Annotated in this window: 26 protein-coding genes; 12 read left to right on the forward strand and 14 right to left on the reverse strand. The window is 62.6% G+C overall.

The window, feature by feature from the left end; all coding sequences use genetic code 11:
• Positions 1 to 52: 52 nt before the first annotated feature.
• Entirely contained in the window at positions 53 to 1,228 is a 1,176-nt protein-coding gene (locus PAF12_RS15060; protein WP_271107825.1) for an acetyl-CoA C-acyltransferase family protein, read from the reverse strand.
• 148 nt (positions 1,229 to 1,376) lie between these two features.
• On the opposite strand from PAF12_RS15060, the gene PAF12_RS15065 reads away from it, so the two are divergent.
• Positions 1,377 to 2,134 (forward strand): IS5 family transposase gene (locus PAF12_RS15065; protein ID WP_271107826.1). Its coding sequence is split into 2 segments (ribosomal slippage): positions 1,377 to 1,701 and positions 1,701 to 2,134, totalling 759 coding nucleotides; the frame shifts between segments, so codons are not numbered across the junction.
• Between the two features lie 31 nt (positions 2,135 to 2,165).
• Here the strand turns inward: PAF12_RS15065 and PAF12_RS15070 are convergent.
• The 3 genes from PAF12_RS15070 to PAF12_RS15080 all read right to left on the reverse strand — a co-directional run bounded on the left by PAF12_RS15070 (position 2,166) and on the right by PAF12_RS15080 (position 4,988).
• A complete protein-coding gene (locus PAF12_RS15070) occupies positions 2,166 to 2,783 on the reverse strand; it encodes a hypothetical protein (RefSeq protein WP_271107827.1) in 618 nt (205 codons plus the stop codon).
• Between the two features lie 243 nt (positions 2,784 to 3,026).
• A complete protein-coding gene (locus tag PAF12_RS15075) occupies positions 3,027 to 3,953 on the reverse strand; it encodes an AEC family transporter (RefSeq protein WP_271107828.1) in 927 nt (308 codons plus the stop codon).
• A 114-nt stretch (positions 3,954 to 4,067) separates the two neighbouring features.
• Positions 4,068 to 4,988: a rhodanese-related sulfurtransferase gene (locus PAF12_RS15080; protein WP_271107829.1), complete on the reverse strand. Its 921-nt coding sequence runs from the start codon at positions 4,986 to 4,988 to the stop codon at positions 4,068 to 4,070.
• A gap of 151 nt (positions 4,989 to 5,139) precedes the next feature.
• On the opposite strand from PAF12_RS15080, the gene pncA reads away from it, so the two are divergent.
• Together pncA and pncB are read left to right on the forward strand one after the other, a co-directional pair.
• Complete coding sequence (gene pncA / locus PAF12_RS15085; RefSeq protein ID WP_271107830.1) at positions 5,140 to 5,736, forward strand: bifunctional nicotinamidase/pyrazinamidase; 597 nt, start codon at positions 5,140 to 5,142, stop codon at positions 5,734 to 5,736.
• Positions 5,733 to 7,049 (forward strand): nicotinate phosphoribosyltransferase, encoded by a 1,317-nt coding sequence (gene pncB, locus PAF12_RS15090; protein ID WP_271107831.1) that lies wholly within the window; start codon positions 5,733 to 5,735, stop codon positions 7,047 to 7,049. The genes pncA and pncB overlap by 4 nt, the downstream gene beginning before the upstream one ends.
• 176 nt (positions 7,050 to 7,225) lie before the next feature.
• Here the strand turns inward: pncB and PAF12_RS15095 are convergent, their stop codons facing one another.
• From PAF12_RS15095 to fliF, 10 genes are all read right to left on the reverse strand, one after another.
• A complete protein-coding gene (locus tag PAF12_RS15095) occupies positions 7,226 to 8,458 on the reverse strand; it encodes a class I SAM-dependent RNA methyltransferase (protein WP_271107832.1) in 1,233 nt (410 codons plus the stop codon).
• Positions 8,455 to 8,613 carry a hypothetical protein gene (locus PAF12_RS15100; protein ID WP_271107833.1) on the reverse strand — a complete coding sequence of 53 codons (159 nt, stop codon included), beginning with the start codon at positions 8,611 to 8,613 and terminating at the stop codon, positions 8,455 to 8,457. Before PAF12_RS15100 ends, PAF12_RS15095 begins: the two co-directional genes overlap by 4 nt.
• A 28-nt stretch (positions 8,614 to 8,641) precedes the next feature.
• Positions 8,642 to 10,516: an ABC transporter ATP-binding protein gene (locus PAF12_RS15105; protein ID WP_271107834.1), complete on the reverse strand. Its 1,875-nt coding sequence runs from the start codon at positions 10,514 to 10,516 to the stop codon at positions 8,642 to 8,644.
• Entirely contained in the window at positions 10,513 to 11,670 is a 1,158-nt protein-coding gene (locus PAF12_RS15110; RefSeq protein WP_271107835.1) for a CCA tRNA nucleotidyltransferase, read from the reverse strand. Before PAF12_RS15110 ends, PAF12_RS15105 begins: the two co-directional genes overlap by 4 nt.
• Positions 11,667 to 12,341, reverse strand: coding sequence for a CoA pyrophosphatase (locus PAF12_RS15115; protein ID WP_271107836.1), 675 nt, complete (start codon positions 12,339 to 12,341; stop codon positions 11,667 to 11,669). The genes PAF12_RS15110 and PAF12_RS15115 overlap by 4 nt, the downstream gene beginning before the upstream one ends.
• On the reverse strand, positions 12,338 to 13,354 hold the full coding sequence (locus PAF12_RS15120; RefSeq protein ID WP_271107837.1) for an Hsp33 family molecular chaperone HslO: 1,017 nt from the start codon (positions 13,352 to 13,354) through the stop codon (positions 12,338 to 12,340). Before PAF12_RS15120 ends, PAF12_RS15115 begins: the two co-directional genes overlap by 4 nt.
• Before the next feature lie 98 nt (positions 13,355 to 13,452).
• Positions 13,453 to 14,121, reverse strand: a complete 669-nt coding sequence (locus tag PAF12_RS15125) for a flagellar type III secretion system pore protein FliP (protein WP_271107838.1) — start codon at positions 14,119 to 14,121, stop codon at positions 13,453 to 13,455.
• Complete coding sequence (locus tag PAF12_RS15130; protein ID WP_271107840.1) at positions 14,118 to 14,375, reverse strand: FliM/FliN family flagellar motor switch protein; 258 nt, start codon at positions 14,373 to 14,375, stop codon at positions 14,118 to 14,120. Before PAF12_RS15130 ends, PAF12_RS15125 begins: the two co-directional genes overlap by 4 nt.
• Positions 14,376 to 14,921 carry a hypothetical protein gene (locus PAF12_RS15135; protein WP_271107841.1) on the reverse strand — a complete coding sequence of 182 codons (546 nt, stop codon included), beginning with the start codon at positions 14,919 to 14,921 and terminating at the stop codon, positions 14,376 to 14,378.
• Entirely contained in the window at positions 14,918 to 16,549 is a 1,632-nt protein-coding gene (fliF, locus tag PAF12_RS15140; protein ID WP_271107842.1) for a flagellar basal-body MS-ring/collar protein FliF, read from the reverse strand. The genes PAF12_RS15135 and fliF overlap by 4 nt, the downstream gene beginning before the upstream one ends.
• Before the next feature lie 82 nt (positions 16,550 to 16,631).
• On the opposite strand from fliF, the gene PAF12_RS15145 reads away from it, so the two are divergent.
• The 9 genes from PAF12_RS15145 to PAF12_RS15185 are packed head-to-tail and all read left to right on the forward strand — an operon-like array spanning position 16,632 to position 23,421.
• Positions 16,632 to 17,090, forward strand: coding sequence for a flagellar basal body-associated FliL family protein (locus PAF12_RS15145; RefSeq protein WP_271107843.1), 459 nt, complete (start codon positions 16,632 to 16,634; stop codon positions 17,088 to 17,090).
• Positions 17,087 to 17,434, forward strand: coding sequence for a hypothetical protein (locus tag PAF12_RS15150; RefSeq protein ID WP_271107844.1), 348 nt, complete (start codon positions 17,087 to 17,089; stop codon positions 17,432 to 17,434). Before PAF12_RS15145 ends, PAF12_RS15150 begins: the two co-directional genes overlap by 4 nt.
• On the forward strand, positions 17,427 to 17,960 hold the full coding sequence (locus PAF12_RS15155; RefSeq protein ID WP_271107845.1) for a MotE family protein: 534 nt from the start codon (positions 17,427 to 17,429) through the stop codon (positions 17,958 to 17,960). Before PAF12_RS15150 ends, PAF12_RS15155 begins: the two co-directional genes overlap by 8 nt.
• 9 nt (positions 17,961 to 17,969) lie before the next feature.
• Positions 17,970 to 18,836, forward strand: a complete 867-nt coding sequence (gene motA, locus PAF12_RS15160) for a flagellar motor stator protein MotA (protein WP_271107846.1) — start codon at positions 17,970 to 17,972, stop codon at positions 18,834 to 18,836.
• Positions 18,836 to 19,141 (forward strand): hypothetical protein, encoded by a 306-nt coding sequence (locus PAF12_RS15165; RefSeq protein ID WP_271107847.1) that lies wholly within the window; start codon positions 18,836 to 18,838, stop codon positions 19,139 to 19,141. The genes motA and PAF12_RS15165 overlap by 1 nt, the downstream gene beginning before the upstream one ends.
• Positions 19,142 to 19,143: 2 nt before the next feature.
• A complete protein-coding gene (locus tag PAF12_RS15170; protein ID WP_271109717.1) occupies positions 19,144 to 21,231 on the forward strand; it encodes a flagellar biosynthesis protein FlhA in 2,088 nt (695 codons plus the stop codon).
• Positions 21,231 to 21,986: a flagellar biosynthetic protein FliR gene (locus PAF12_RS15175; RefSeq protein WP_271107848.1), complete on the forward strand. Its 756-nt coding sequence runs from the start codon at positions 21,231 to 21,233 to the stop codon at positions 21,984 to 21,986. Before PAF12_RS15170 ends, PAF12_RS15175 begins: the two co-directional genes overlap by 1 nt.
• A complete protein-coding gene (gene flhB, locus PAF12_RS15180; RefSeq protein ID WP_271107849.1) occupies positions 21,986 to 23,053 on the forward strand; it encodes a flagellar type III secretion system protein FlhB in 1,068 nt (355 codons plus the stop codon). Before PAF12_RS15175 ends, flhB begins: the two co-directional genes overlap by 1 nt.
• The gene (locus tag PAF12_RS15185; RefSeq protein WP_271107850.1) at positions 23,047 to 23,421 is read left to right on the forward strand and encodes a hypothetical protein; all 375 of its coding nucleotides are present in this window, start codon (positions 23,047 to 23,049) and stop codon (positions 23,419 to 23,421) included. The genes flhB and PAF12_RS15185 overlap by 7 nt, the downstream gene beginning before the upstream one ends.
• Positions 23,422 to 23,424: the final 3 nt, after the last annotated feature.

Genomic DNA, 23,424 nt, shown 5'->3' on the forward strand with positions numbered 1-23,424 from the left:
TGTCGGGACGGGGTGGGGGAACCGGCCCCCGGCAGAGGGGGCCGCGCCGCCGTCAGATCCGCTCGATCGCGATGGCGATGCCCTGGCCGCCGCCGATGCACATGGTGATGAGGCCGCGTTTGCCGCCGATGCGGTCAAGCTCGTACATCGTCTTGACGGTGATGATCGCCCCCGTCGCGCCGACCGGGTGGCCAAGCGCGATGGCGCCGCCATTCGGGTTCACCTTCGCCGGGTCGAGGCCGAGTTCCTTGTTGACGGCGAGGGCCTGGGCCGCGAATGCCTCATTCGATTCGATCACGTCGAAATCGCCGACCGAGAGCCCGGTGCGTTTCAGCAGGCTCTGAACGGCGGGGACGGGGCCGATCCCCATGACCTCGGGCCGGACGCCGGCATGGGCGTAGCCGAGGATACGGAAACGGGGCGTGAGGCCGGCGGCTTTGGCGGCGTCTTCGCGGGCGAGGACCAGCGCCGCCGCGCCATCATTGATGCCCGAGGCGTTGCCTGCGGTGACGGTGCCGTCCTTTTTGAACACGGTTTTCAGCGCGGCGAGTTTCTCGGCCGAGGTCTGTTTGGGGTGTTCGTCGACCTCGAACAAGACCGGGCCCTTGCGGCTGCTGATTTCGACCGGGGTGATCTGCTCGGCGAACAGCCCGTCCGCGATGGCCTTGGCAGCGCGGTTCTGGGATTCGAGGGCGAAGGCGTCCTGATCCTCACGGCTGATGCCGTTCTCGGCGGCAACGTTTTCGGCGGTGACGCCCATATGGCCGGTGCCCATCGGGCAGGTCAGCGCGCCGGTCATCATGTCGAGCATCTTCGCGTCGCCCATCTTGGTGCCGAAGCGCGCCTGCGGCACAGCGTAGGGCGAGCGGGACATGGATTCCGCACCGCCCGCGACGGCGAAATCGGCGTCGCCCAGCATCAGCGCCTGCGTGGCCGACACGATGGCCTGCGCGCCGGAGCCGCAGAGCCGGTTGACGTTCATCGCCGGTGTGGTGTCGGGGATGCCTGCGTCGAGCATGGCGACGCGGGAGAGATACATATCGCGCGGCTCGGTATTGATGACATGGCCGAAGACGACCGTGCCGATCTGGTCGGGTGCGGTGCCCGCGCGCTCAAGTGCCGCGCGGGTGACGGTGGCCGCGAGGTCGATCGGCGCGACGGTGGCGAGGCTGCCGCCAAAGGTGCCGATGGCGGTGCGAGCGCCGGACAGGATGACGATATCGGACATGGTTCCCCCCAATGTGATGCTGGGGGCAGCTTAGGCGGCCTGAAAATGCGTGTATAGAGGCAAGTGATTAGGGCAGTATAAGCTAGGCTCCAGACCCATTGATTTCGTGCGTTTGACGTGATTCAGGCTCCGCAAGGAGATCTGATGAATGTGCAATCTTTTCTGGCTGACGGACGCGCAGATGGCGCGTCTGAAACCGTTCTTTCCCAAAAGTCACGGCAAGCCACGCGTTGATGACCGTCGCGTGTTGAGTGGAATAATATTCATCAATCGCAACGGGTTGCGATGGTGCGATGCGCCGAGGGAATACGGCCCGGCAAAGACGCTCTATAACCGCTGGAAGCGCTGGTGCGAGAACGGCGTCTTCGCCCGGATCATGATGGGCCTGGCCGCTGAGAGTGCCGAACACAAGACGATCATGATCGATGCGACTTACCTGAAAGCACATCGCACGGCCTCAAGCCTGCGGGTCAAAAAGGGGGGCGCGCGCGCCAGATAGGGCGCACGAAAGGCGGCATGAACACGAAACTGCATGCCGTCACCGATGCGAAAGGACGCCCAATCCAGTTCTTCATGTCGGCCGGGCAAGTGAGCGACTACACTGGCGCGGCAGCGCTGCTGGGCAGTTTGCCAAAGGCCGGCTGGATGCTTGCGGACAGGGGCTATGACGCCGATTGGTTTCGGGAAGCGTTGAAAGACAAGGGGATAAAGGTTTGCATCCCCGGCCGAAAGTCCCGCAAGAAGGCGATCAAATACGACAAGCGGCGCTACAAACGTCGCAACCGCATCGAGATCATGTTCGGTCGCCTCAAGGACTGGCGCCGCGTGGCCACTCGATACGACCGATGCCCCGAAACATTCTTCTCTGCAATCCTGCTCGCCGCCACCGTCATCTTCTGGTTATGATCGGGAACGAGTCCTGACCCTAGTGAATATCTTAGGGCATTTTACGATAAACTTTGTTTTGAATTACTTCTGAATATCCGTCATCTCGTTTCACCAGAAGATCGACAATCATTTTGACCTGATAAGCATCGATCTGCTCCTCTGTGTACTGCAAAGAAATGTCGCTCACTTTGGAGGGGTCGAGACTCGATCCTCGAAGCCGCCAGCTATAGTCATCAAAGTCCATGTGCCCGCCGGGGCGCAGGAGTTTGTCACAGAGGAAGAAATTTAGAGCATCCAGCGCGACGGTGTGGGCGCCGTCCAGAAAGCAGTAATCGAAAATTGGGGCATGATTCTGCTCGATCAGTTTCATCAATGACCAGTTATAGGAATCATTATATTTTTGCGAGTTGGGGAAATAATGAATTTTATTTCCATAATTGCTTAACTTCTCTTTTGCTGTAGAGATTGCATCTTCAAAATCAAAGAGGAACAGCGTGGCATTTGGAAATTTTTCGCAAATATGCCTGGAGGTATCAGCTTTGTAAATGCCGAACTCCGCATAGCTGAAATATGCATCAGGCTGATAAATCTGTGCGAGCATTTCGTAGGTTGATGCCGTACCCTCTGGGTTGACCTTCAGCTCCGGCGGATACCAATTTTCGCTCATTCAATCTCTCTCTTAAGGCGCATAAAATATAATTACACAGCTTAAAGCAGATTTTGAGTCGTTACCAGAGCGAAAGCTGCGACTGCAGGTATGGGGGATACTTATATAAGTGGAAATTGAGCAAATACATGTTTATCTAAAGTGAGTTGAGGTGGGATATTGGTCCCATCATTGACAGTTCCACGCGTGCTCGCCTGATTCACTTCTCCTGCAAGCTGATATGCTTGTCCGGGACGTTGTAATCTAAAACCGCTCAATCAAATGCAGCACCACCGTCACCGTCAGGATGCTCGCGGCGGTTGAGATCAGGATGGAGGAGGAGACGCGCTGCACGGCGATGCCGAAATATTGGGCGAGCATGTAGACATTGCCTGCGACCGGCAGTGAAGCGGCTGCGATCATGACGCCTGCGGGGAAGGGGGCGACGCCGAGCGACAGGGCGGCGATGGCGACGGAGGCGGGGTGGAGGATCAGCTTGGCGAAGCTGAGCCAGATTGCGGCTACGGGACGTTCGGCCTTCCGTCCGACAAGGCTCGCGCCGATGGCGAAAAGTGCGCCGGGAGTGGCGGCGGCGGAGAGGATGGTCAGGAACTCATAGGCGGGATCGGGCAGCGGCAGGGACCATGCCGACCAGATCAGGCCCAGCCCCATCGAGACGATCATCGGGTTGGCGATCAGACCGCGGAGCAGGCGGCCTGCAATGGACAGCCGCAGCCCGCCCTGACGTGCGGCGGTGATGATGACGGTGATGAGGGTGGAGAATACCACAAGGTCGATGATCAGCACCATCAGCACCGGACCGGCGGCGGCTTCGCCCATCAGGGCGACCAGCATGGGGACGCCGAGGAAGCCGGTATTGCCGATGACGCAGCAATGCGCCTCCATCGCTGCCTCGGATATGGGCAGGCCGCGCCATTTGCCGACGGCGACGCCGAGCGCCCAGATCAGCAGCGAGCCGGCCAGATAGGCGGCAACGAAGCGTGGATCCCAGATCGCGTTGATCTCTAGCGTGGCGGCGAAGCGGAAGAGCATGGCCGAGAGCGGGAAGTAGAAGACGAATTTCGTCAGCCAGGCGGCGGCTTCCGGAGGGAAGAACCGCGTGCGGGCGGCGGCCCAGCCGAGGCCGATCAGCATGAAAAATGGCAGCGTCTTGAGGAAAATCGCCAGCATGACCCGCTCCGACGGGGCGCAGAGGCTGCGCCGGTTTCGCTGGGTCGACCAAATCACCGGGCGGGGCGGGTTGCAAGCGGGGCTGTGTTGCCGGTGGCAAACCGATATTGCGGCTTATCTGTCCTTGCCGTGATCCGCGCCGATATGATCCTCGCCCCGTTGTTCGGCGAGTTCGACCTGATGCTGGCGTTCGCGGAAGCGCGCGCGGTCGGCGTCGGAATATTCACCGATGCAGCGATGACAGGATACGCCGTCCTCATATTCCGGGCGGGTCTTGTCCTGTGGGGAGAGCGGGCGGCGGCAGGCGTGGCACAGAGTGTAGTCGCCCTGTTTCAGACCGTGACCGAGGCTGACGCGCTGATCGAACACGAAGCATTCGCCGTTCCAGCGGGAGTCCTGTTCCGGCACCTCTTCCAGATATTTCAGGATGCCGCCTTTCAGGTGGAACACGTCCTCTACGCCCTGTGACAGAAGGTAGTTGGTGGATTTCTCGCAGCGTATGCCGCCGGTACAGAACATGGCGACGCGCTTGTTGTGAAAGCGGTGCGCGTTGTCCTGCCACCATGCGGGGAAGTCGCGGAAGCTTTTTGTGTTGGGGTTTACCGCGCCCTCGAACGTGCCGATTTCGACTTCGTAGTCGTTGCGGGTGTCGATGATGGCCACATCCTCGGCGGCGATAAGATCGTTCCATGCCGCAGGCTCGACGTAGTGGCCGACGGCGGCGGTCGGGTCGACATCGGGTTGACCCATTGTCACGATCTCACGCTTGATCCGGACTTTCATGCGCCCGAACGGCATGTCCGCAGCGGTGCTTTCCTTCCAGATCAGATCGGCACAGCCCGGCAGCGCGCGGATATGGGCAAGCACGGCATCAATGCCTTCGCGGGTGCCGGCGATGGTGCCGTTGATCCCTTCACGGGCCAGCAGCAACGTGCCCTTGACGCCATTCGCGCAGGCGGTTTTGGCCAGCGGGGCCTTGATGGCCTCCGGATCGGGGAAAGGGGTGAAATGATAAAGTGCGGCGACGGTCAGCATGTTCAGCCCATAGCCCCGGCGGAGCGTGTCGTCAAATCATGGCGTGGTTATTGCAAGCTGGCGAGTGCGGCACTTGCGCGACGTTAAGGGAACCCGCCGCCATTGACGCCCGCCCAGCAACTGTTACCAAAGCTGAACGGAGGATTTTCTTATGCCCAGAGCCCTGATTGTCATCGATGCACAGGTCGATTTCTGCCCCGGCGGGCGGCTGGCCGTGGATGGCGGGGATGAGATCATCGCGCCGATCAACGATCTGATGGCGGATTACGATGCGGTCGTGCTGACTCAGGACTGGCATCCGGAGGATCATTCCAGCTTTGCCGATAACCATGACGGGGCGGAGCCGTTCTCTACCATCGAGATGGATTATGGTCCGCAGGTGTTGTGGCCGCGGCATTGCGTGATCGGCTCCCCCGGGGCGCGGTTTCATCCGGCACTTGCGGTCGATGTGGCGGATATGGTGCTGCGCAAGGGATACCGGCCGGATATCGACAGTTATTCGGCGTTTTTCGAGAATGACCACCGGACCCGCACCGGTCTGGAAGGGTATCTGCGTGAGCGGGGGCTGTTGCAGATCGATTTCGTCGGCCTTGCCCATGATTTCTGCGTCGCGTGGAGTGCTGTTGACGCGGCGAAGCTGGGTTTCTCCGTGCGTGTGATCGAGGGCGCGACGCGGGCGATAGACCTGAACGGCTCAAAAAAAGCGGCGCAGGATAATATGCGCGCGGCAGGGGTGACGCTGATATGATGATGCCGAATGTCGATATTGCGAGCCGGGTCTATAATCATCGATGGAAGATCGACCCGATTGTGCGCTCGCTGCTGGACACGGATTTCTACAAGCTGCTGATGTGCCAGTCGGTGTTCCGCAACAAGCCGGACACGAATGTCACGTTTCAGCTTATCAACCGGACGAAATCGGTAAAGCTGGCCGAGATGGTCGATGAGGGCGAATTGCGCGAGCAGCTCGATCAGGTGCGGGCGTTGCGGCTGACGCGCGGCGAATCGACCTGGCTGCGGGGCAATACGTTCTACGGCAAGCGGCAGATGTTCCGCCCCGACTTCATGGAGTGGCTGGAGAATGTCCAGCTTCCGGAATACGAACTCACCAAGAAGGATGGCCAGTACGAGCTGCGCTTTGAGGGTAAGTGGCCCGAGGTCATGCTGTGGGAGATCCCGGCGCTTGCGATCATCATGGAGTTGCGATCCCGCGCTGTGACCAAGGATATGGGCCGGTTCGAATTGCAGGTGCTCTATGCCCGCGCGATGACGCGGGTGTGGGAGAAGATTACCGCATTGAACACGCTGCCCGATCTGAAGATTGCCGATTTCGGGACGCGGCGGCGGCATTCCTATCTGTGGCAGGACTGGTGTGTGCAGGCTATGGGCGAGGGGCTGGGCCACGCGCCGGACGGGAAGTTCATCGGAACCTCGAACTGCCTGATCGCCATGCGCCGCGATCTGGAGGCGATCGGGACCAATGCGCATGAATTGCCGATGGTTTACGCAGCACTTGCCGATACGGATGAAGAGCTGAAGCGGGCGCCCTATCGCGTGCTTGCGGATTGGCATGAGGAACATGACGGCAATCTGCGGATGATCCTGCCCGACACCTATGGCACGAAGGGCTTTCTGGAGGGCGCGCCGGACTGGCTGGCGGGCTGGACGGGCATTCGCGTCGACAGCGGCGATCCGGTCGAGAACACGGAGATCGCGATCCAGTGGTGGAAGGATCGCGGCGAGGATCCGACGCAGAAGCTGGTGATCTTCTCGGACGGGTTGGATGTGGCGGAAATCAAGGATCTGTATCAGCGCTTCAACGGTCGGGTGAAGGTCAGCTTCGGCTGGGGTACGCTGCTGACCAATGATTTCCGTGGCTTCGTCGAGGGTGACGGTCTGGACCCGCTGAGCCTCGTCTGCAAGGCGGTCGAGGCCGAGGGGCGGCCCACGGTGAAGCTGTCGGACAACCCGGCCAAGGCAATGGGACCGGCAGACGAGGTGGCGCGCTACAAGCGGGTTTTCGGCGTGGGCGAGCAGGAACGGGTGGAGCTTTACGTCTGATCGGCAAGTGGTTCGGTGGGCGGTCTCGCGTAGCTTTTCGCGGTTCTCGCCGTCACGGTTCCGACTTAGCGTCTTCTTGTTGACCCGGCCCGGAACAAGGGACGCAGCCCCGCCGGGCGAGCGCCTGCCCTGATACTCCGCAATCGCTGGAATTTCGGCTGGAAGCCAAAGCGGTTTCAGTTGCGCGTGAAGCTCGTCACCGTTTCGACATGGGTGGACCAGCGGAACTGATCGACGACGTAGACCGGTCCCATGCGCCAGCCGGCTTTGATCATGGTGGCGGCGTCGCGGGCGAAGGTTACCGGGTTGCAACTGACCCATGCGATGCGGGCAAGGGCAGAGGCGGCGAGATGTTCCGCCTGCGCGGCCGCTCCGCTCCGGGGCGGGTCGATCACCGCGGCGTCGAAACGGGCGAGTTCATCTGGCATGAGGGGGCGGGAGGCGAGGTCTCGGATTTCTGTCGTGATCCGGTGCAGGCCGGGCGTCGTGCGCCACGCGGCGTCGAGCGCGTGGAGCGGCGCGGACAGGCCTTCGACCGCGTGAATATCCGCATGCGCGGCGAGCGGCAGGGAAAACGTGCCGCATCCGGCGAACAGATCGACGATGCTTGTCGCGCCCTCGGTCGTCTTGCGAACCACGCTGAGAAGTGCCGCCTCACCTTCCGCAGTGGCTTGCAGGAACCCGCCGGGCGGGGGTGTCACGCGCGTTTGCCCCATATTCAGCAGCGGTTGTCGGCGGGTCAGGGGTGTGCCGTCCCAGTCCAATCGTGCCAGATCTGCTTTGCGCATGAGGGCGGAGAGTTGCTCGGTCAGCGCTGGATCGAGGGGCTTTCCCCCGGATACGGCCACATCCAGCCCGGAGCGGGTTTCCGTGACGGTCAGTGACAATTCCCCGCTGCGGGAGGCCCCTGCCGATACGACCTGCCTGAGCGCCGGCAGTGCGGCGACGATCCCGGGCCGCAGAACGTGACAATTCGTAATATCCACGATCTGATCCGACGCGCGGCCATGAAACCCAAGAAGAGCACCCTTCTTTGTCCGCCGACCCGACAGAACCGCCCTGCGTCGTGAATGCGACGGAGATGTGGCGATGCCTGCGATCTTCGTCTCGATCCGATGTGCGGCGAGTGCCGATGCGACCAGTTCCGATTTCCAGCGGGCGACGAAATCATCCGATGCGTGCATGAGCGCGCAGCCGCCGCAGGTTGCGTAATGGCGGCAGGGTGGTCGGACACGGTCAGAGGAGGGCTCGATAATTTTCGGGTTGAGCAGATGGCCGTCGCTGGCCTCTGCCGTCACCAACTCGCCCGGGAGAAGGCGCGGCGCGAGGGCTTTTTGGCCATCTGGCCCGCGCGCGATTGCGTTGCCGTGGCGGCCGAGCCGCTCGATGCGCCACGGCGATACGGTCAAAAGTCGGTCAGAACCTTGAGCGAGCGAATATTTGCTGCCGTCTGGTTCGCTGTCGAAAGGGTTTCGTTTAAGTTTTCCAATGAAGCCTGCTGCTCTGTGGTTGCGCAGGCTGTGATAGCAAAGACAGACGTAAGAGCAATAAGATAGAGACGCATAATATCCTCCTGATAGAACGGAGGGAATTTACGCTATCTTGGGTTGATTCGTAACCTGGTTCTCAACTTCTGTACCCAAAAAGCCACCCGACTGCCGGTTCCAGTAGCGTGCATATGTCCCGCTCTGCGCGAGAAGTGCGTCATGCGTGCCTTCCTCGACGATCCGGCCTTCCTCCAGCACCACGATCCGATCCATTTCGGCAATCGTGGACAGCCTGTGCGCAATGGCCAGCACCGTCTTGCCCTTCATCACGCGGTCGAGCGAGCCCTGGATCGCCGCCTCCACTTCGCTGTCGAGCGCCGATGTCGCCTCGTCGAGGATCAGGATCGGGGCGTCTTTCAGGAAGGCGCGGGCCAGTGCGATCCGCTGGCGCTGACCGCCGGACAGCTTGACGCCGCGCTCGCCCAGATAGGCGTCGTAGCCGATGCGGCCCTCGTTATCCTGCATGTCGTGGATGAAGCTTCCGGCCTCCGCGGCCTCTGCGGCGGCGGCGATATCCGCCTCGCTCGCGCCGGGGCTGCCATAGCCGATATTGTCGCGGGCGGAGCGGTTGAACATCGCGGTTTCCTGCGTGACCATGCCGATCTGACGGCGCAGGCTTTCCTGCGTGACATTGCGGATGTCGTGGCCGTCGATCTCGATCCGGCCCTGTTCGACATCGTAGAGGCGCAGCAGCAGGCCAACGAGCGTGGATTTGCCTGCGCCTGACGCGCCGACCAGCCCGACACGCTCGCCCGGTGCGATGGTCAGGTTGATTCCGGTGACGCCGCCATGTCCGTCGTCCCGGCCATAGTTGAAGCTGACATTGTCGAAGCGGATCTGCCCCTTAACCGCTGGCAGCGGCTTGGCATCGGGGTCGTCGGTCAGGGTGTGCGGGGGTGACAGAGTTTCCATCCCGTCCTCGATCTCACCGACCGAGCCCCAGATCGACATGAGCGCCATGCTGAGCCAGCCGCTCATTTGCGACAGGCGCAGCGCGATGGCCCCGGTTGCTGCGATCTCTCCCGGTGTCGCCTGACCTTGCTGCCACAGGATGACCGCGCCGCCGATCAGGATCACCGGAAGCGCGCCGGAGAGTGTCATCAGCGAGGTGCGGAACCATGTCGAAACCACGCCGAAATCGACCGCGCGTTCCCGGAACCCGGCCATTGCCGACAGCGCGGCGCGGTCCTCATGTTCGTCATGGGCGAACAGCTTGACAGTCTTGATATTGGTGATCGTGTCGACGACCTGTCCCGTCACCATCGCGCGGGCGGAGGCGCGTGCGGCGGAGTGGCTGCGGATGCGGGGCAGGAAATAGCGGATCAGGAACCCGTAACAGGCCAGCCACAGCAGAAGCGCGACCGTTCCCCACGCGTCGATGGAGGCCAGATAGAAGGCGGAACCCAGAACCGCAGCCAGCCCGAAGGCGACCACGTTCACCATTTCTGATGCGACATCGGTGATGGCGCGGGCGGTCTGCATCTGTTTCTGCGCCAGCCGTCCGGCGAAATCATTGTCGAAGAAACTGACCGAGTGTCCCATTGTCCAGCGATGCAGCCGCGACAGCACCAGTGGCAGGATATTCGGGCCGATGATGACATTGGTCGAGGCGGTCGAAAGCCCGAGGATGATGGGCCGGATCACGAGGAAGAACAGCACGAACCCGGCGAAGACCGGCCAGCTTTCCGCCCAGAAACTGTCGCGCCCGCCACCTGCGACCGCATCGATGACGCGGCCCAGCAGCATGGCTGAGACGATGTCGGCTGTACCAGCCGCCGCAGATGCAATGGCGGCAAATGTCAGTCCCCGGCCTGAGCCTTTCAGCGCCCAGCCGGTAAAGCGCAGCAGCGATTGCGGCGGCGGCCCGTCGGCGGGGCGGAACGCGTCGATCATGCGTGCGAATGGGGCGTGCAGGTTCATCTGTCCTCTCCTGCCTTCAGGGCGGCGGCGATAAGCGTGGATTTCGGTGCTGTGAAGCCGGAGGCGATCCAGTGGCCTTCGGCGGCCTTCAGCCCCTGACCAAGCGCAGGCCCTGTCAGTGCCGGCATCAGGTCCGCCGCGACAATCGGAAGTGGCGATGCGGCGGCTTTGGCGATGCGGGTGGTCCAGTCCGGGGGTGTCTCGTCGCCGCCCGCCAGCCGGATCAGCGCAAGGTGCTGGGCTTGGTCTTTGCCGTGCCGGTAGGCGAACTCCTCCAGCGGCATCTCCGTTCCGGCGGCGAGCGCTGCAAGCCAGCCCGCTTCCGGGCGTGACAGGCGCAACATGTCGGGCACCGAACGGCCACCCAGAACCGCCAGTCGCCGCCGCCAGTCGGGGGGTGCTGCATATTCCCGCTCGACCGCGATCAGATCCGGCAGGATCTGTGGGTCGGCGCCGGGCAGCAGGCGTTCGAGCACGCCGGTTTCCTGCATCAGCCGTATGGAGTTGGACGGATCGGGCGCGGCAAGCAGCTTGCGGAATTCCGCGCCGATACGCTCCTTGGAGACCTGAGCCAAGCCGTCGCGACCGGCGATGATTGCCTCGACCGTACCGGGGGCGGAGTTTTCGCCGTACCACGCGAGGAAGCGGAAAAACCTCAGGATGCGCAGGTAATCCTCCGCGATCCGCTGATCGGCATCACCGACAAAGCGCAGCGTGCGGCTGTGCAGATCGGGCAGGCCGCCGACCGGGTCCAGCACCTCCCCGCCCGGGGTCGCGTAGAGCGCGTTCATGGTGAAATCGCGCCGCATCGCGTCGTCCTCGATCCGGTCGGAAAAGGCGACGACCGCGCGGCGGCCATCGGTTTCGACGTCACGGCGGAATGTCGTGACCTCGAAAGGCTGGTGATCCGACAGGACCGTGACGGTGCCATGTTCGATCCCGGTCGGGATGGTTCTGAGGCCTGCCGCTTCGGCCAGCGACACCACCTGTTCCGGCGTGGCGCTTGTCGCGATGTCCACATCGCCCGTGTCCTGCCCGATGAGCGCATTACGGACCGCGCCGCCGACAATCAGGGCGCGGTGCCCGCCATGCTCCAGCACCTCCAGCACACGGCGCAGAGACGGGTCTTGCAGGAACGCGGCGTCCAGCCTCATGCCGACAGCCTTTGTGCCAGCCCGAGCAGGATGCGCGCGGTCGCGCCCCACAGATAATAGGGTCCGTAGGGGGCCACGCGATAGGCGCGCCACAAACCGCGCCAATGCCTGCCTTCGATGCGGTAATTCGCCGGGTTGGCGATATGGGAGAAGGGCAGGGTGAACACCTCCGCCACCTCGCCCGGCTCCGCGATCGGGGTGAAGGGGCCGCGAATGATGGCCACCAGCGGGGTGATGCTGAACTGAGTGATCGTGTGGTGCGGCGGCAGCGTGCCGAGCAGATCGAGTTGGTCCGGGTCGAGGCCGATTTCCTCGCGCGCCTCGCGCAGGGCTGCGGCGATGACGTCCTTGTCGCCGGGGTCTTTCTTGCCGCCGGGCAGGGCGATCTGGCCGGGGTGATGGCGCATGGTCGCGGCACGCGTGGTGAGATAGAGCCGCCCGTCATCTTCGTGAAATGCGGCCAGGACGCCCGCGTCCCGCAGGGCCGATGCTGGGGGTTTCGGGTCGGGCAGCAGATCGAAATCCGAACTCGGCTCCGCCGGGCGGGCGAGTGCGGCACGGAGCCTTGCTGCCAGCTCCGCCCCGCCGATCCCGGCACGAGCAGAAGCGGACGCCGCAATATCTTGCGACGCCCGTGACAGTGCCGGATCAGATCCGGCCGCGCCGCTCATTCTGCGGCTTCGTCCTGCGGCAACGGTTTCCCGTCTTCATCCACGGTTGCCTCGAACCCCAGCGAGCGGGGGTCGAATTCGTAATGCGCGCCGCAGAACTGGCAGTCGGCGGTCACGATCCCCTCATCGGTGGTCATGTGGCCGATATCCTTCTGCGAATAGATCGACAGGGTGTTGCGCACGCGGTCTGAATCGCACGAACAACCGAATTCCACCCGCTGCGGATCGAAGACGCGCGGGGTTTCCTCGTGGAACAGCCGCACCAGAAGATCGGTCGGGCTGACGGAGGGGCCGATCAACTCCAGTTCTTCGACGGTGGAGAGCAGATGGTTCGCGCGGTTCCAGTCCTCTGATTCGGCACCTTGCAGAATATCCGCCGCCTGAATGAGCCCGTCCGCGCTGCCCTCGCTATCGCCGGGCATCGGCTGAGCGGGTAGGGTCTGCAGCATGATACCGCCCGCGCGCCAGCTTGTTTCCTGTCCCGGCGCGGCGGATTGGCCGTAAGACAGGGTGAAGCTGGTTGGAAGCTGCTCAGACTGCGCGAAATAAGTACCCGCACAGGTCGAGAGCGAGCCGCCCGCCAGCGGGGTTATGCCCTGATATGGCGTCGTGCCGCTGCCCTGATCGATCAGGATGGCGAAATACCCCTCGCCGATCTGGTCGAAATGGGGGGCGTCGGTCAGCCGATCCTCGTCAAAGCTGGCCCAGCCGCGAATCCGGGCCGGGGCGTTTTCGCTTTCCGGGGCGTAGTAATCCGCAGCAATGGTACGGATCGCGCCCTTTCCGCGGACCTGCAAGGACAGCTTCCAGCGCAGCTTGATCGTCGGGCCGATGAGCGCGGTCAGCAGCGCAAGCTCTGCCACGGCAGCGGCGACGGGGGCGGGGTAATCGTGACGGGTCAGAATGTGGTCGAGGACACCATCAAGCCGCACCACCCGGCCGCGTATCGAAGAGCGGTCGAGCTGGAACGGCAGGACGGTGTCGTCCCACGCGATCTGGTTGATACTGGTCATGGTGTTCCTTCGGGTTTCCGTTTGCGCCGGCTTCGGCGCGTCAGGCCCCAATATATAACTCTGCGCCGCGATCCCAAGGGGGCGCGATGCTGGCGGAGCTATTGATAGCCGCGCACCAAGGCTGCGGAGACGAGCGCCCAGCCATCCACGACGACGAAGAATGCCAGCTTGAAGGGCAGGGAGACGACGACCGGGGGCAGCATCATCATTCCCATTGCCATCAGGATCGCGGAGACGACCAGATCTATAATCAGAAACGGCAATGCAATCAGAAATCCGATCTCGAAGGCGCGTTGCAGTTCCGAGAGCATGAAGGACGGGACCAGAAGGCGCAGCCCGTCCTGTGCCGGGTCGCTGTGTACCAGTCCGCGCATGTGGTCGAGCACATCGGGGTTGGTGCGCGCGGACATGAAACGCTCGAACGGGCCGATGGCGCGTGGAATGGCCTCTGCGATGCCGATATCGCCCGATTGCAGGGCCGGGGCGGTTGCTGCCCATGCCTCTCGCAGCACCGGGTCCATGACGAACCATGTCAGGAACAGGGCGAGGCTGACGATCAGCATATTCGGCGGCGATTGCTGCAGGCCGAGCGACTGGCGCAGGATCGACAGCACCGTGACCATGAACGGAAAGCAGGTAACGGTGATGGCTATCGCAGGCGCCAGCGACAGCACCGTCAGCCCGAGAAACAGCAGGATCGAGGTCTGGCCGACCCCGCCTGCCTGCTGGGCCGTTCGGATGCCCTCGCCGATCGCCTGTTCTATCATGGTTTGTCTGCGGCTGTGCGCGTGATTTTCACCATCAGCCGCGTGTCGTCTTCTTCATCCGCGACAAGCTCGCCATAGGCGACGACATATTCGCCGACGCAGATCTCGACCCCTTCGTCGATGGGTTGGTCCAGCGGCAGGATATCGTTCTCCCTGACAGCCGAGAGTTCCGCGACCGTCATGCGGCGGTGCCCGATGCGGACGGAGATGTCGACCGGGATGTTATCGGTGATCATATTGCCTTGAAGGTCCAATTAGTTTTCCTCCCTCCGGGTGATTTCCGACAGAGTTTCGCTGATATCGCGGGTCAATTCGTCGGGGTTGATCGTGATCCGCCCGCCCTCGAAGCAGATTTCGGTATCCGGACCGGGCAGAAGCGTGATCCTGCCAAGCGATGCAGCATCGAGCTGATCGGTGATCCGTTCGGTGAGCCGCGCCGGTGCGGAGATGCGGCAGGTGGTCTTTTCCCCGCCGGTGCCGAGCCGCCGCAACTCCGACATGATCGCTGCGACGAGCCGGTCATCGGCACTGGCGGCAAGTTGGACGACGATGGCCTGCAAGACCGGGGTAACCGCGTTCAGCGTCTCATCGATGATCCGCTGTCGCAGCGCATCCCCTGTCTCAAGCGCCTCCATCACCGCATGGAGGGCATCGGTCAGTTCGGAGATCGCAAGGTCGCGCGCGCGTGTCTCGCCATCCGTAAGGCCACGCTGATATTCCGCTGCAAGACGCTCATCCTGTGGGTTAGCTGGCTCCGGCAGCGGTGCGGCGAAATCTTCGAGGCGGAGGACGGAGGTCATGGCAGCGACCTCTCATCTGCCCCGATCCAGCCGTTCAGCAGTTTCAGCGTTTCCTCCCGACGCTCTTTCATCAGTCTCTTCAGCCGCTCCGCCGGGTCGCTGGTGCTTCCTGCCGGGGAATCGAAGTCGAATTCCGCTGCCGCCATTGGCAACATCGGCATCTCGGGACTGTCGGCAAGGGCATCCGCCATCTGGATCGCGGTCTGTTCGGAATGATTGGCTGGACCTGCTGGTCCGCTGTCATCCAACATCGCGGGAGACCCCGCCGTTTTCTGCCGCACGCGCAGGCCGCGCAGAGCCAGGGCGAGCGCGATCAGGGCGATGATGCCGATCAGGGCCAGTTTTGCCAGCGAATCCACGGCCAGCCGGTCCAGCAGTCCCTGCGAACGGTCGGCCAACGTGCCCTGCCCGGCGCTGGTCACGAATGGCATCGACTTGACGGTGATTTCATCGCCGCGCGCCTCGTCATAGCCGACTGCCGCCGCGACGAGTTCGCGGATCGCGGCCAGTTCCGGCTCTGCCCTCGGCTGGATTTCGACGGTGCCATCCGGTTTTTGCTGTTCGACCCCGTTGAGCAGGACTGCAACGCTTAACCGCCGCACAGCACCGGGGCGCTTTTCCACCTGCCGGGTGACGCTGCCGACCTCGTAATTCGCCCGCTGCCGCGTCTCCGCCCGCTGTGCCTGCTGGCGGTCGCCGCTTTCGGACCCTTGCTCCGGCAGGTTGGAGGCGGCGGTGACAGCCGGGTTGGTCGAGCCGCTGGTTTCGTCGGTGACCTCCTCATTCTCCTCGGAAATCAGCGCCCGCTGGGTCGGGTCGAAGCTGCGTTCCGTCAGCTGCTCGGTCTGCGTCACCAGATCAATGCTCAACTCGACGATTGCGTTGCCGGCGCCAACATGGGGGGCGAGGATACGCTCCACGTTCTCCTTCATTCTGGTTTCGCGGTCGGAGGCTGTCTGATCCGCCGAGGGCCTGACGATGCCATGCGCGCTGTCGATCACGGACACGGCGTCCGGGGCGAGTTGCGGCACGGCGGAGGAAATCAGAAACCGCATCGCATCGGCCTGTGCCGGGCTCAGCGGCGTGCCATTGGTGACGACCGTGACCGATGCCGATCCGGGCTGGCTGTTGCGATAGCCGCGTGATTGCGGGGCGGTCAGGTGTACGCGCGCGGATGATACGACCGGGATCGACAGGATGGTGCGCGCCAGCTCCCCCTCCTTCGCGCGCCAATAGGCTGCGTCGAACATCTGTGAGGTGGCAGAGAAACCGGACATGCCGTCAAGGATCTCGTAACCAGCGCCGCCCTGCTGCGGCAGGTTCTGCGCCGCCAGATCCATCCGCACCCGGTCCCGCTGACCCCGGTCGACCCAGATCGAGCCGTTGCGGAGTTCGTAGCTGACGCCGCTTTGCTCAAGCTGGGCCACGACCGGGGCCGCGCGCGCATCGTCCAGCCCGGAATAGAGAAGCGCCATCGGTGCGCGCCCGGCCAGCAGCACGAAAGCCAGCGTCGCGAGCAGGCTGACGAGAAACCCGCCAATGATCGCGAATTGCTGGGTCCTGCTGCGCGTTGACCAGAAATTTCTTATGTCCTGCAATGTGCCACCCGCTCGATTCGTCCGCGCCATGCCGCCATCTTTGGCACGGCTGGCGTTAATTATTGGTTAGCCTGCGGTTGCTATCTCATCGCTACAGATGAGGAGAATCGCCATGTCTGAAATGACCGTCACCGAGGATGGGCCCCGCACGGGTCGACGCAAATATTTGTTGGTGCTTATGGTGCTGACGCTTGCCGCTGGTGGCTTCGCTGCAAGCTATCTGGGAAAGATCAGCCCCCGGGACCTGATCGCATTCAGGATGGATAATGCGGCGGATACGCTTGCCTTCGTCGAAGTTCCGGCTGTCACCGTGCCGCTGGCAGGTGGTGCGCGCCGGATTTCGGTGACGGTCGGGCTGGAAAGCTCGGCCTCGCGCGCCCCGGAGCTTGAAAAGCTGATGCCACGGATCACGGCGACAGTGACGGAGTTCCTCAGCGCCATCTCCCCCGATGCGCTGGATCGGCGTGGGGTGTTGGAGATCATCCGGATGGAATTGCACGGTCGCGTTGATGCCGTGGTCGATCCGGGTCTGATCGACGATCTGATGATTACGGAGTTCGCTATCCGATGAGTTGGAATACTGCGTTGATTATGCTTTGCCTCGCGGCCTCGGTTGCGCAGTCGGTCTATTGTCTTTTGCTGTCGCGCAGACTGCGGCGACTGAATGATCTTGAGGGCGGGCTGGGCGGCGCAATTGCGGTCATGTGTTCCGAAGTCTCACGCCTTGACGCGGCGATCCGTCAGGCGAGGACCGAGGCGGCGGAGGCTGCGGCGGAACTGGGCCGTGTGATGGATCAGGCGCGCGAGGAAAAGGCTTACTGGGCGCTGCAATCCGAACTGACACAGCATGTAAGGCCCGGATCGGGACGTCTGCGTCCGCGTATGCGTGAGCTGCGGGAGGAATGGGATGCCTAGACTGTTTGGTTTGTTGCTGTTGGCGGGGATGTTGCCGGTTGCGGCGCTCTCGCTGTCCTCCGAAACGACGGAACAGCCGGTGCCCGAAGCCGGTGGCGCGCTGCTCGCCGGTTGCGGCGATGTTCCCGAGGTCGTGGCGCTTGTCCACGAGCTTCGCATCCGGGAGGCGCGGATCCATCAGGCGCTCGGCGATCTGGATCGTCGCAGGGTGGAGATCACGGCGGCGCGCGAGACGCTGAAGGCCGAACTGACCCGGCTGAAGGCGGCGTCGGACGGGGTGGCACGGTCCCGCAGCCATCGGGACGAAACCAAACAGGACGATATTGCCCGCATGGTTGCGATCTATGAATCGATGAAACCAAAGGATGCCGCCAAGGTCATTTCCGGTCTGCCGGAGACATATTCGGCGGAGATCCTGATGCGCCTCAGCCCCGAAACGGGCGCGCGGATCATGGCGGCGATTGACCCGCAGCGGGCCGCGATCCTGACCACCTATATGGGCGCGCGCAGCGTCACCACGCAGTAAGGGGGAACCATGTTCGGTGCGATTGGTATCGTCGTCACATTTCTCATGGTGTTTGGCGGCTACTTGCTGTCGGGCGGACATATGGCGGTCATCCTGCACGCGCTGCCCTTCGAAATGATGATTATCGGCGGCGCCGCAGCTGGATCTTATGTGTTGTCGAACAGCGGGGCGGTGCTGAAACAGACAGGTGCAGGTATTGTCAGGGCCTTCCGGGGGCCGGCATGGACCGGGCAGGATCATCAGGATCTGCTGTGCCTCATGTTCCAGCTTTTGCGGCTTGCCCGGACCAGCCCGGTCGAGTTGGAGGAGCATATCGAGAACCCGGCAGAAAGCGCCATTTTCGCGGCTTATCCCAGAATTCTCACCGATCATGAGGCGGTTGCGATCATTGCCGACACGCTCCGCTCCGCCAGCCTGAATTACGACGACCCCTATCAGGTGGAGACGATGCTGGAAAAACGCATCGCGTTGATCAAGGAAGAACAGATGCATGTGCCGCACGCCTTGCAAAGCATGGCCGATGCGCTTCCTGCGCTTGGTATCGTGGCAGCGGTTCTGGGGGTCATTAAGACGATGGGCTCTATCGCCGAGCCGCCGGAGGTGCTGGGCAAGATGATCGGCTCGGCCCTTGTCGGGACCTTCCTTGGCGTCTTCCTTGCCTATGGATTTGTCGCACCCTTTGCGCAGCGGCTGAGCGGGGTGAGGAAGCACGACATGGCGTTCTACGATGTCATCAAGTCGGTTCTGGTCGCGGGCCTTCATCAGCATGCAACCAATCTATGTGTCGAAGTGGGACGGCAATCGGCACCGGAGACATTGCGGCCCAGCTTCGTGGCGCTGGAAACCACCCTGCGTGAGATCAAAAGGGCAGCGTGATGATTCTGGCCGCGATCCTGTCATCGGCATTGGTTTCTGTCGAACCGGCAGAAGACCTCGATACGATCAAGTCAGAGGTTAACCGGCTGGTACTGGCGGGGGCCTCTATCCCGCCCGATTTCCTTCTGCGGGTTCAGCGGCTGGACGATCCTGCTGACAGGATGGACGCTGTGGTCTATCTGCGGCGTTCCGGGTTGATGACCGGGCCAGCAGTTTCGCTGGATCGCTATGTGCTGGACACGCCCGCTTTTAAGGATCCGTCGGGTTCGGAAGAGAAGCTGGTGGCAGACGAGGCTGGGCGTTGAAAGTGGCGGCGGCGCATGATGCCACGCCAGCGGGCGCGGCACGCGGAACGATGGTCACCGCCGGTCTGGTGCTGATTGTTCTGACGATGGTGATCCCGATCCCAGCAGGTCTGCTGGATTTCGGCATCGCGATTTCGATTGCAAGCGCGACGATGATTCTCGTGATGGCGTCGACGGTCGAAAAGCCGACGGATTTTCAGGCCTTCCCGGTTCTGCTGCTGCTGTCGCTGATTATCCGGCTGTCGCTGAATGTCTCCTCGACGCGGCTGATCCTGTCCGAGGGGCATACGGGCGCGGGCGCTGCGGGTCATGTGATCAGCGGATTCTCGCAATTCGCCGCTGGTGGCTCGCTGATGATCGGGCTGACGATTTTCGCGGTCATCTCCGCCGTGAATTTCATTGTGATCACAAAAGGTGCTGGCCGCATGGCCGAAGTCTCTGCCCGGTTTGCACTGGACAGCCTGCCGGGCAAACAGCTTGCGATTGACGGTGATCTGAGTTCTGGCGCGATTGACCACACGGAGGCGAAGCGCAGGCGGGAAAGCGATCAGAAGGAGATCAGCTTCTTCGGCTCGCTCGACGGGGCGTCGAAATTCGTCAAGGGCGACGCGATTGCGGGAATTGTGATCACGCTTATCAATCTGCTGGTCGGGATCGGCATGGGGGTGGTCGCACATGACATGGCCGTGGGTGACGCGCTGCAAAATTACTCCCGCCTGACCATCGGTGACGGGCTGGTCAGTCAGGTGCCGTCGCTGATCACCTCGATGGCAGCCGCCCTGCTGCTGTCTCGCGGCGGAGCTACGGAGGAGACATCCAGCCTGATCCTTGGACAGGCCGGATCGGATTGGCGCGCGCCCGCCGTGGTTGCGGCGACGATGCTGCTCATGGCGCTGGTGCCGGGAATGCCGGGGCCGGTTTTTATGGCCCTTGCCTGCGGGCTGGGTCTGTATGCGTGGCGGATCAGGCGTCATCGCCCCGCTGAACCGGAGGTGGCCGCTGAGGACGAACTTGTCCCTGAAACCCTGCCGCCCCGCATCGGGGATGATCTGGATATGGATGACATTATCGTGGAGCTTGGCACCGGGTTGGTCATGGACGCGCTTGACCCCGGTCGCGGGCTCGCGCCGCGCATCGCCAATCTGCGGAAACATGTCGCACGCAGCTATGGGATTATCCTGCCCGAGGTCCGCATTGCTGACGATGTCGGATGCGGTACGAATGACTATGTCATCCGGGTGCATGGCGTAGCGCGCGGCCGGGGCGCGCTGCAACCGGGGTCGCTGCTGGCGCTTGGGGACGGGGAAATGCTGGCGCGCCTTGGCGGGCAGATCATTCGTGAGCCAGTCTTTGCCTCGCAGGCCTGCTGGATCGCGGCTGAAGATCGCGAAAGCGCGACACAGTCGGGCGCCACTGTCGTCTCGCCGATGGAGGTGTTGTCAACGCATCTGATGGAGGTCGTGAAGACGAACCTGCCCGACCTGCTGACATTGACGGCGCTTCAGCGGTTGATCGCGGAGCTGAAGGACATTTCAGACCCGGCACGCGCGAAAACCTATCAGAGCTACTTCGATAATATGCTGCCCGAAAAGGTCTCGCCGGAACTGTTGCTCGGCGTGCTGCGGCAGATGCTGGCAGAGGGGTTATCGATCCGCAACCTGACGCTGATTACTGATGCGGTTCACGAATGCCGCGCCGCAGGCAGTGTCGACGCCGTGTTCGAGGCGGTGCGCAGGCGGCTTCGCGGTCAGATCACGCAGGCCATGTGTGGCGAGACGGGCGGGCTGGGGATCGTCCAACTGCATCCGGCGTGGGAGGCAGAGTTTGCCGCGTTGGAAACAGCGCCTTCCGGACAGGGGCAAGGCAACCTGCCGCTGATCGATCTGACGCGAAAACTGGTGACACAGTTGCGCAGTCAGATCGCCGGAATAGACCCGGCTGAAAGCCCCGTTCTTGCCGCGCCGGATCATCGCCGGCGTCAGATCCGCGAGGTCTTGCTGGCGCATGGGGTTTCAATGCCGGTAATGGCATTGGGTGAGATCGATCCTTCGGTCGACGTGAAATTGCTTGCAACGGTCGAAACGGGTTGATGCCGTCCTTTTCGGCCCTCCCTGATGAACTGGCGGCGCAAATCCTGCCGCTGATACTGGCCTATCTGCGGGTTCAGGCGGCGGTGCTGATATTTCCGGTCTTTTCCGAACGCATCCTGCCGATGCGCGTCCGGGTCAGCGTGGCGATGATGCTGACGCCCATAGCGGCCTCACTATCGGATATGTCCCCGCGATCGGACATTGATCTGCCATCGTTGATGCTGCTTTCGTTGCGGGAATTTCTGGTCGGGGCGCTTATCGTTATCCCGGCACGGATTGCCGCCCTGTCGCTGCATATGGCGAGTTCGGCGATCGCGGCCAATGTCTCGCTCTCGCAGATGCTCGGCGGCTCGGCGGACGCGCCGCCGCATCCTGTTGGCAATCTGCTGCATCTCGCCGGGCTGGCCGTGCTGATGGCTGCGGGGCTGCCGCTGCTGCTGATGGACGTGATCGCCGACAGCTATGCGGTTTTTCCCAGCGGCACATATCAGTTCGGGCAGGTCAGGGCGATTGCAATCGTCGGGCTGATCGCGCGGTCTTTCATGCTGGCGATGGCGCTGGCCTCGCCTTTCATTCTGGGCGGGCTGCTGTTTCAGCTTCTCAGCGGGGTCGTCAACCGTGTCATGCCGCAGTTGCCAGTGATCTTCGTCGCGGCACCGGCGCTGGTCATGCTGGCGCTTGTCGGGCTTTCGGTCCTGTCGCCCGCGATTTTGGCGGGTTGGATGGATGCCGTTTTCGACAGTGGATGGCCGTGATGAGCGACGACGACAATGACGACAAGCAGTTTCCGGCGACGGAGCAGAAGCTGCGGAAGGCGCGTGAGAAGGGTGATTTTCCCCGCTCGACGGAGGTCAATGCCGCACTTGCCTATCTCGGTGTGTTGGCAGCGGGGGGGCTGGCGACGGCCTGGGCTGTACCGGATTGGCTCAGCCGCACCGTTCAGATGTGGCGTGAGATTGGCTTGGCACCATCTGTCGGGGCGTTGCCGGATCTGGGTGGACGTGTCGGATTGGCGGCGGCCCTGCTGACGCTGGTGCTGATCGTGGTGCCTGCGCTTGTTATCCTGCTCGGCTTGATTGTTCAGCGTGGCATCGTCTTCGTGCCGAGCAAGATTGCGATCAAACCGTCCAGGATAAATCCTGTCCAGAATGCGAAGCAGAAATTCGGCAAATCCGGATTTGTTACGTTTCTGATCTCAACGGGGAAGGCGTTTGCCGTCGGCCTCGGCGGTTGGTTGCTGTTTCGCGCATCGCTGTCTGATCTTGGGGTGCGACGCGGCGGCATCGGATGGATCGCCGGGCTTGAACCCGTAATCACGCGGGTGCTTCTGCTGGCGCTTGCTGTTTCAATCATTTTCGCAATTGCGCACCTCGCCTGGAAGCATTTCGATTTCCGACGACGCAATCGCATGACGCTTAAAGAACTGAAGGATGAGATGAAGGAAAGCGAAGGCGATCCGCATCTGAAAGCCGCGCGGCGGCGGCGGGCGACGGAAATCGTGATGAGTTCGATGCTCGCGGATGTCGCGGCCGCGGATGTGGTCATCGTCAACCCGACGCACTTCGCCGTCGCGCTCCGGTGGAAGCGGGGCAGCGGGCGCGCGCCGGTTTGCGTGGCAAAGGGTGTGGATGAGATTGCACTGCGCATCAGGGCGCGGGCGGGGCAGCATGACGTGCCGATCTGGCCCGATCCGCCGTGCGCCCGTGCGATCCACGCGACTGTCAATATCGGGGCGGAGATCAGTTATGATCATTTCGCGCCAGTGGCGGCGGCGATCCGCTTTGCCGAAACCATGCGACAGAAGGCAAAACGGGGATGGTAAGCCGGGCCGGGCAGCTGGATATGCTCGCGCGCGTGGCGAAGATCCGTGCGGATGCGGAGTTGAAACGCTTTGCGGCGTTCCGGCAACATTTCGATCTGCTCGATACGCAGCGCCGGGATCAGCAATCGCGGTTGGCCGGGATATTTCCGCATGGCACGGCTTTTTCGGTCAGCGAGGCCCGGTTGCGTGTCCACGAAGCCTCCGGGATTGCCGTGGAGATCGCGAGACTGCACCAAGAGCAGCAATGCATGCGCCCGGGCTTTGAAACCGCGCGGCAAAAGGCGGTCGCTGCGTTTGGACGACGACAGGTTCTCGAGGTTCTGGCCGAACAGGAGCGCTGCAGGAACCGGCGGCGGGTCACGGATTAGCAG

Source organism: Paracoccus sp. SCSIO 75233 (assembly GCF_027912675.1).
In the GTDB taxonomy this organism is placed as follows: domain Bacteria; phylum Pseudomonadota; class Alphaproteobacteria; order Rhodobacterales; family Rhodobacteraceae; genus Paracoccus.

Bases quoted from the DNA above. Each gene is read 5' to 3' on its own strand.
- pncB (WP_271107831.1), top strand. From the start codon at position 5,733: ATGATGATGCCGAATGTCGATATTGCGAGCCGGGTCTATAATCATCGA.
- PAF12_RS15150 (WP_271107844.1), top strand. From the start codon at position 17,087: ATGAGTTGGAATACTGCGTTGATTATGCTTTGCCTCGCGGCCTCGGTT.
- PAF12_RS15145 (WP_271107843.1), top strand. From the start codon at position 16,632: ATGTCTGAAATGACCGTCACCGAGGATGGGCCCCGCACGGGTCGACGC.
- PAF12_RS15125 (WP_271107838.1), bottom strand. From the start codon at position 14,121: ATGATAGAACAGGCGATCGGCGAGGGCATCCGAACGGCCCAGCAGGCA.
- PAF12_RS15165 (WP_271107847.1), top strand. From the start codon at position 18,836: ATGATTCTGGCCGCGATCCTGTCATCGGCATTGGTTTCTGTCGAACCG.
- PAF12_RS15135 (WP_271107841.1), bottom strand. From the start codon at position 14,921: ATGACCTCCGTCCTCCGCCTCGAAGATTTCGCCGCACCGCTGCCGGAG.
- PAF12_RS15060 (WP_271107825.1), bottom strand. From the start codon at position 1,228: ATGTCCGATATCGTCATCCTGTCCGGCGCTCGCACCGCCATCGGCACC.
- PAF12_RS15155 (WP_271107845.1), top strand. From the start codon at position 17,427: ATGCCTAGACTGTTTGGTTTGTTGCTGTTGGCGGGGATGTTGCCGGTT.
- PAF12_RS15110 (WP_271107835.1), bottom strand. From the start codon at position 11,670: ATGAGGCTGGACGCCGCGTTCCTGCAAGACCCGTCTCTGCGCCGTGTG.
- PAF12_RS15075 (WP_271107828.1), bottom strand. From the start codon at position 3,953: ATGCTGGCGATTTTCCTCAAGACGCTGCCATTTTTCATGCTGATCGGC.
- PAF12_RS15070 (WP_271107827.1), bottom strand. From the start codon at position 2,783: ATGAGCGAAAATTGGTATCCGCCGGAGCTGAAGGTCAACCCAGAGGGT.
- PAF12_RS15105 (WP_271107834.1), bottom strand. From the start codon at position 10,516: ATGAACCTGCACGCCCCATTCGCACGCATGATCGACGCGTTCCGCCCC.
- PAF12_RS15175 (WP_271107848.1), top strand. From the start codon at position 21,231: ATGCCGTCCTTTTCGGCCCTCCCTGATGAACTGGCGGCGCAAATCCTG.
- pncA (WP_271107830.1), top strand. From the start codon at position 5,140: ATGCCCAGAGCCCTGATTGTCATCGATGCACAGGTCGATTTCTGCCCC.
- PAF12_RS15080 (WP_271107829.1), bottom strand. From the start codon at position 4,988: ATGCTGACCGTCGCCGCACTTTATCATTTCACCCCTTTCCCCGATCCG.
- fliF (WP_271107842.1), bottom strand. From the start codon at position 16,549: ATGGCGCGGACGAATCGAGCGGGTGGCACATTGCAGGACATAAGAAAT.
- flhB (WP_271107849.1), top strand. From the start codon at position 21,986: ATGAGCGACGACGACAATGACGACAAGCAGTTTCCGGCGACGGAGCAG.
- motA (WP_271107846.1), top strand. From the start codon at position 17,970: ATGTTCGGTGCGATTGGTATCGTCGTCACATTTCTCATGGTGTTTGGC.
- PAF12_RS15115 (WP_271107836.1), bottom strand. From the start codon at position 12,341: ATGAGCGGCGCGGCCGGATCTGATCCGGCACTGTCACGGGCGTCGCAA.
- PAF12_RS15120 (WP_271107837.1), bottom strand. From the start codon at position 13,354: ATGACCAGTATCAACCAGATCGCGTGGGACGACACCGTCCTGCCGTTC.
- PAF12_RS15185 (WP_271107850.1), top strand. From the start codon at position 23,047: ATGGTAAGCCGGGCCGGGCAGCTGGATATGCTCGCGCGCGTGGCGAAG.
- PAF12_RS15100 (WP_271107833.1), bottom strand. From the start codon at position 8,613: ATGCGTCTCTATCTTATTGCTCTTACGTCTGTCTTTGCTATCACAGCC.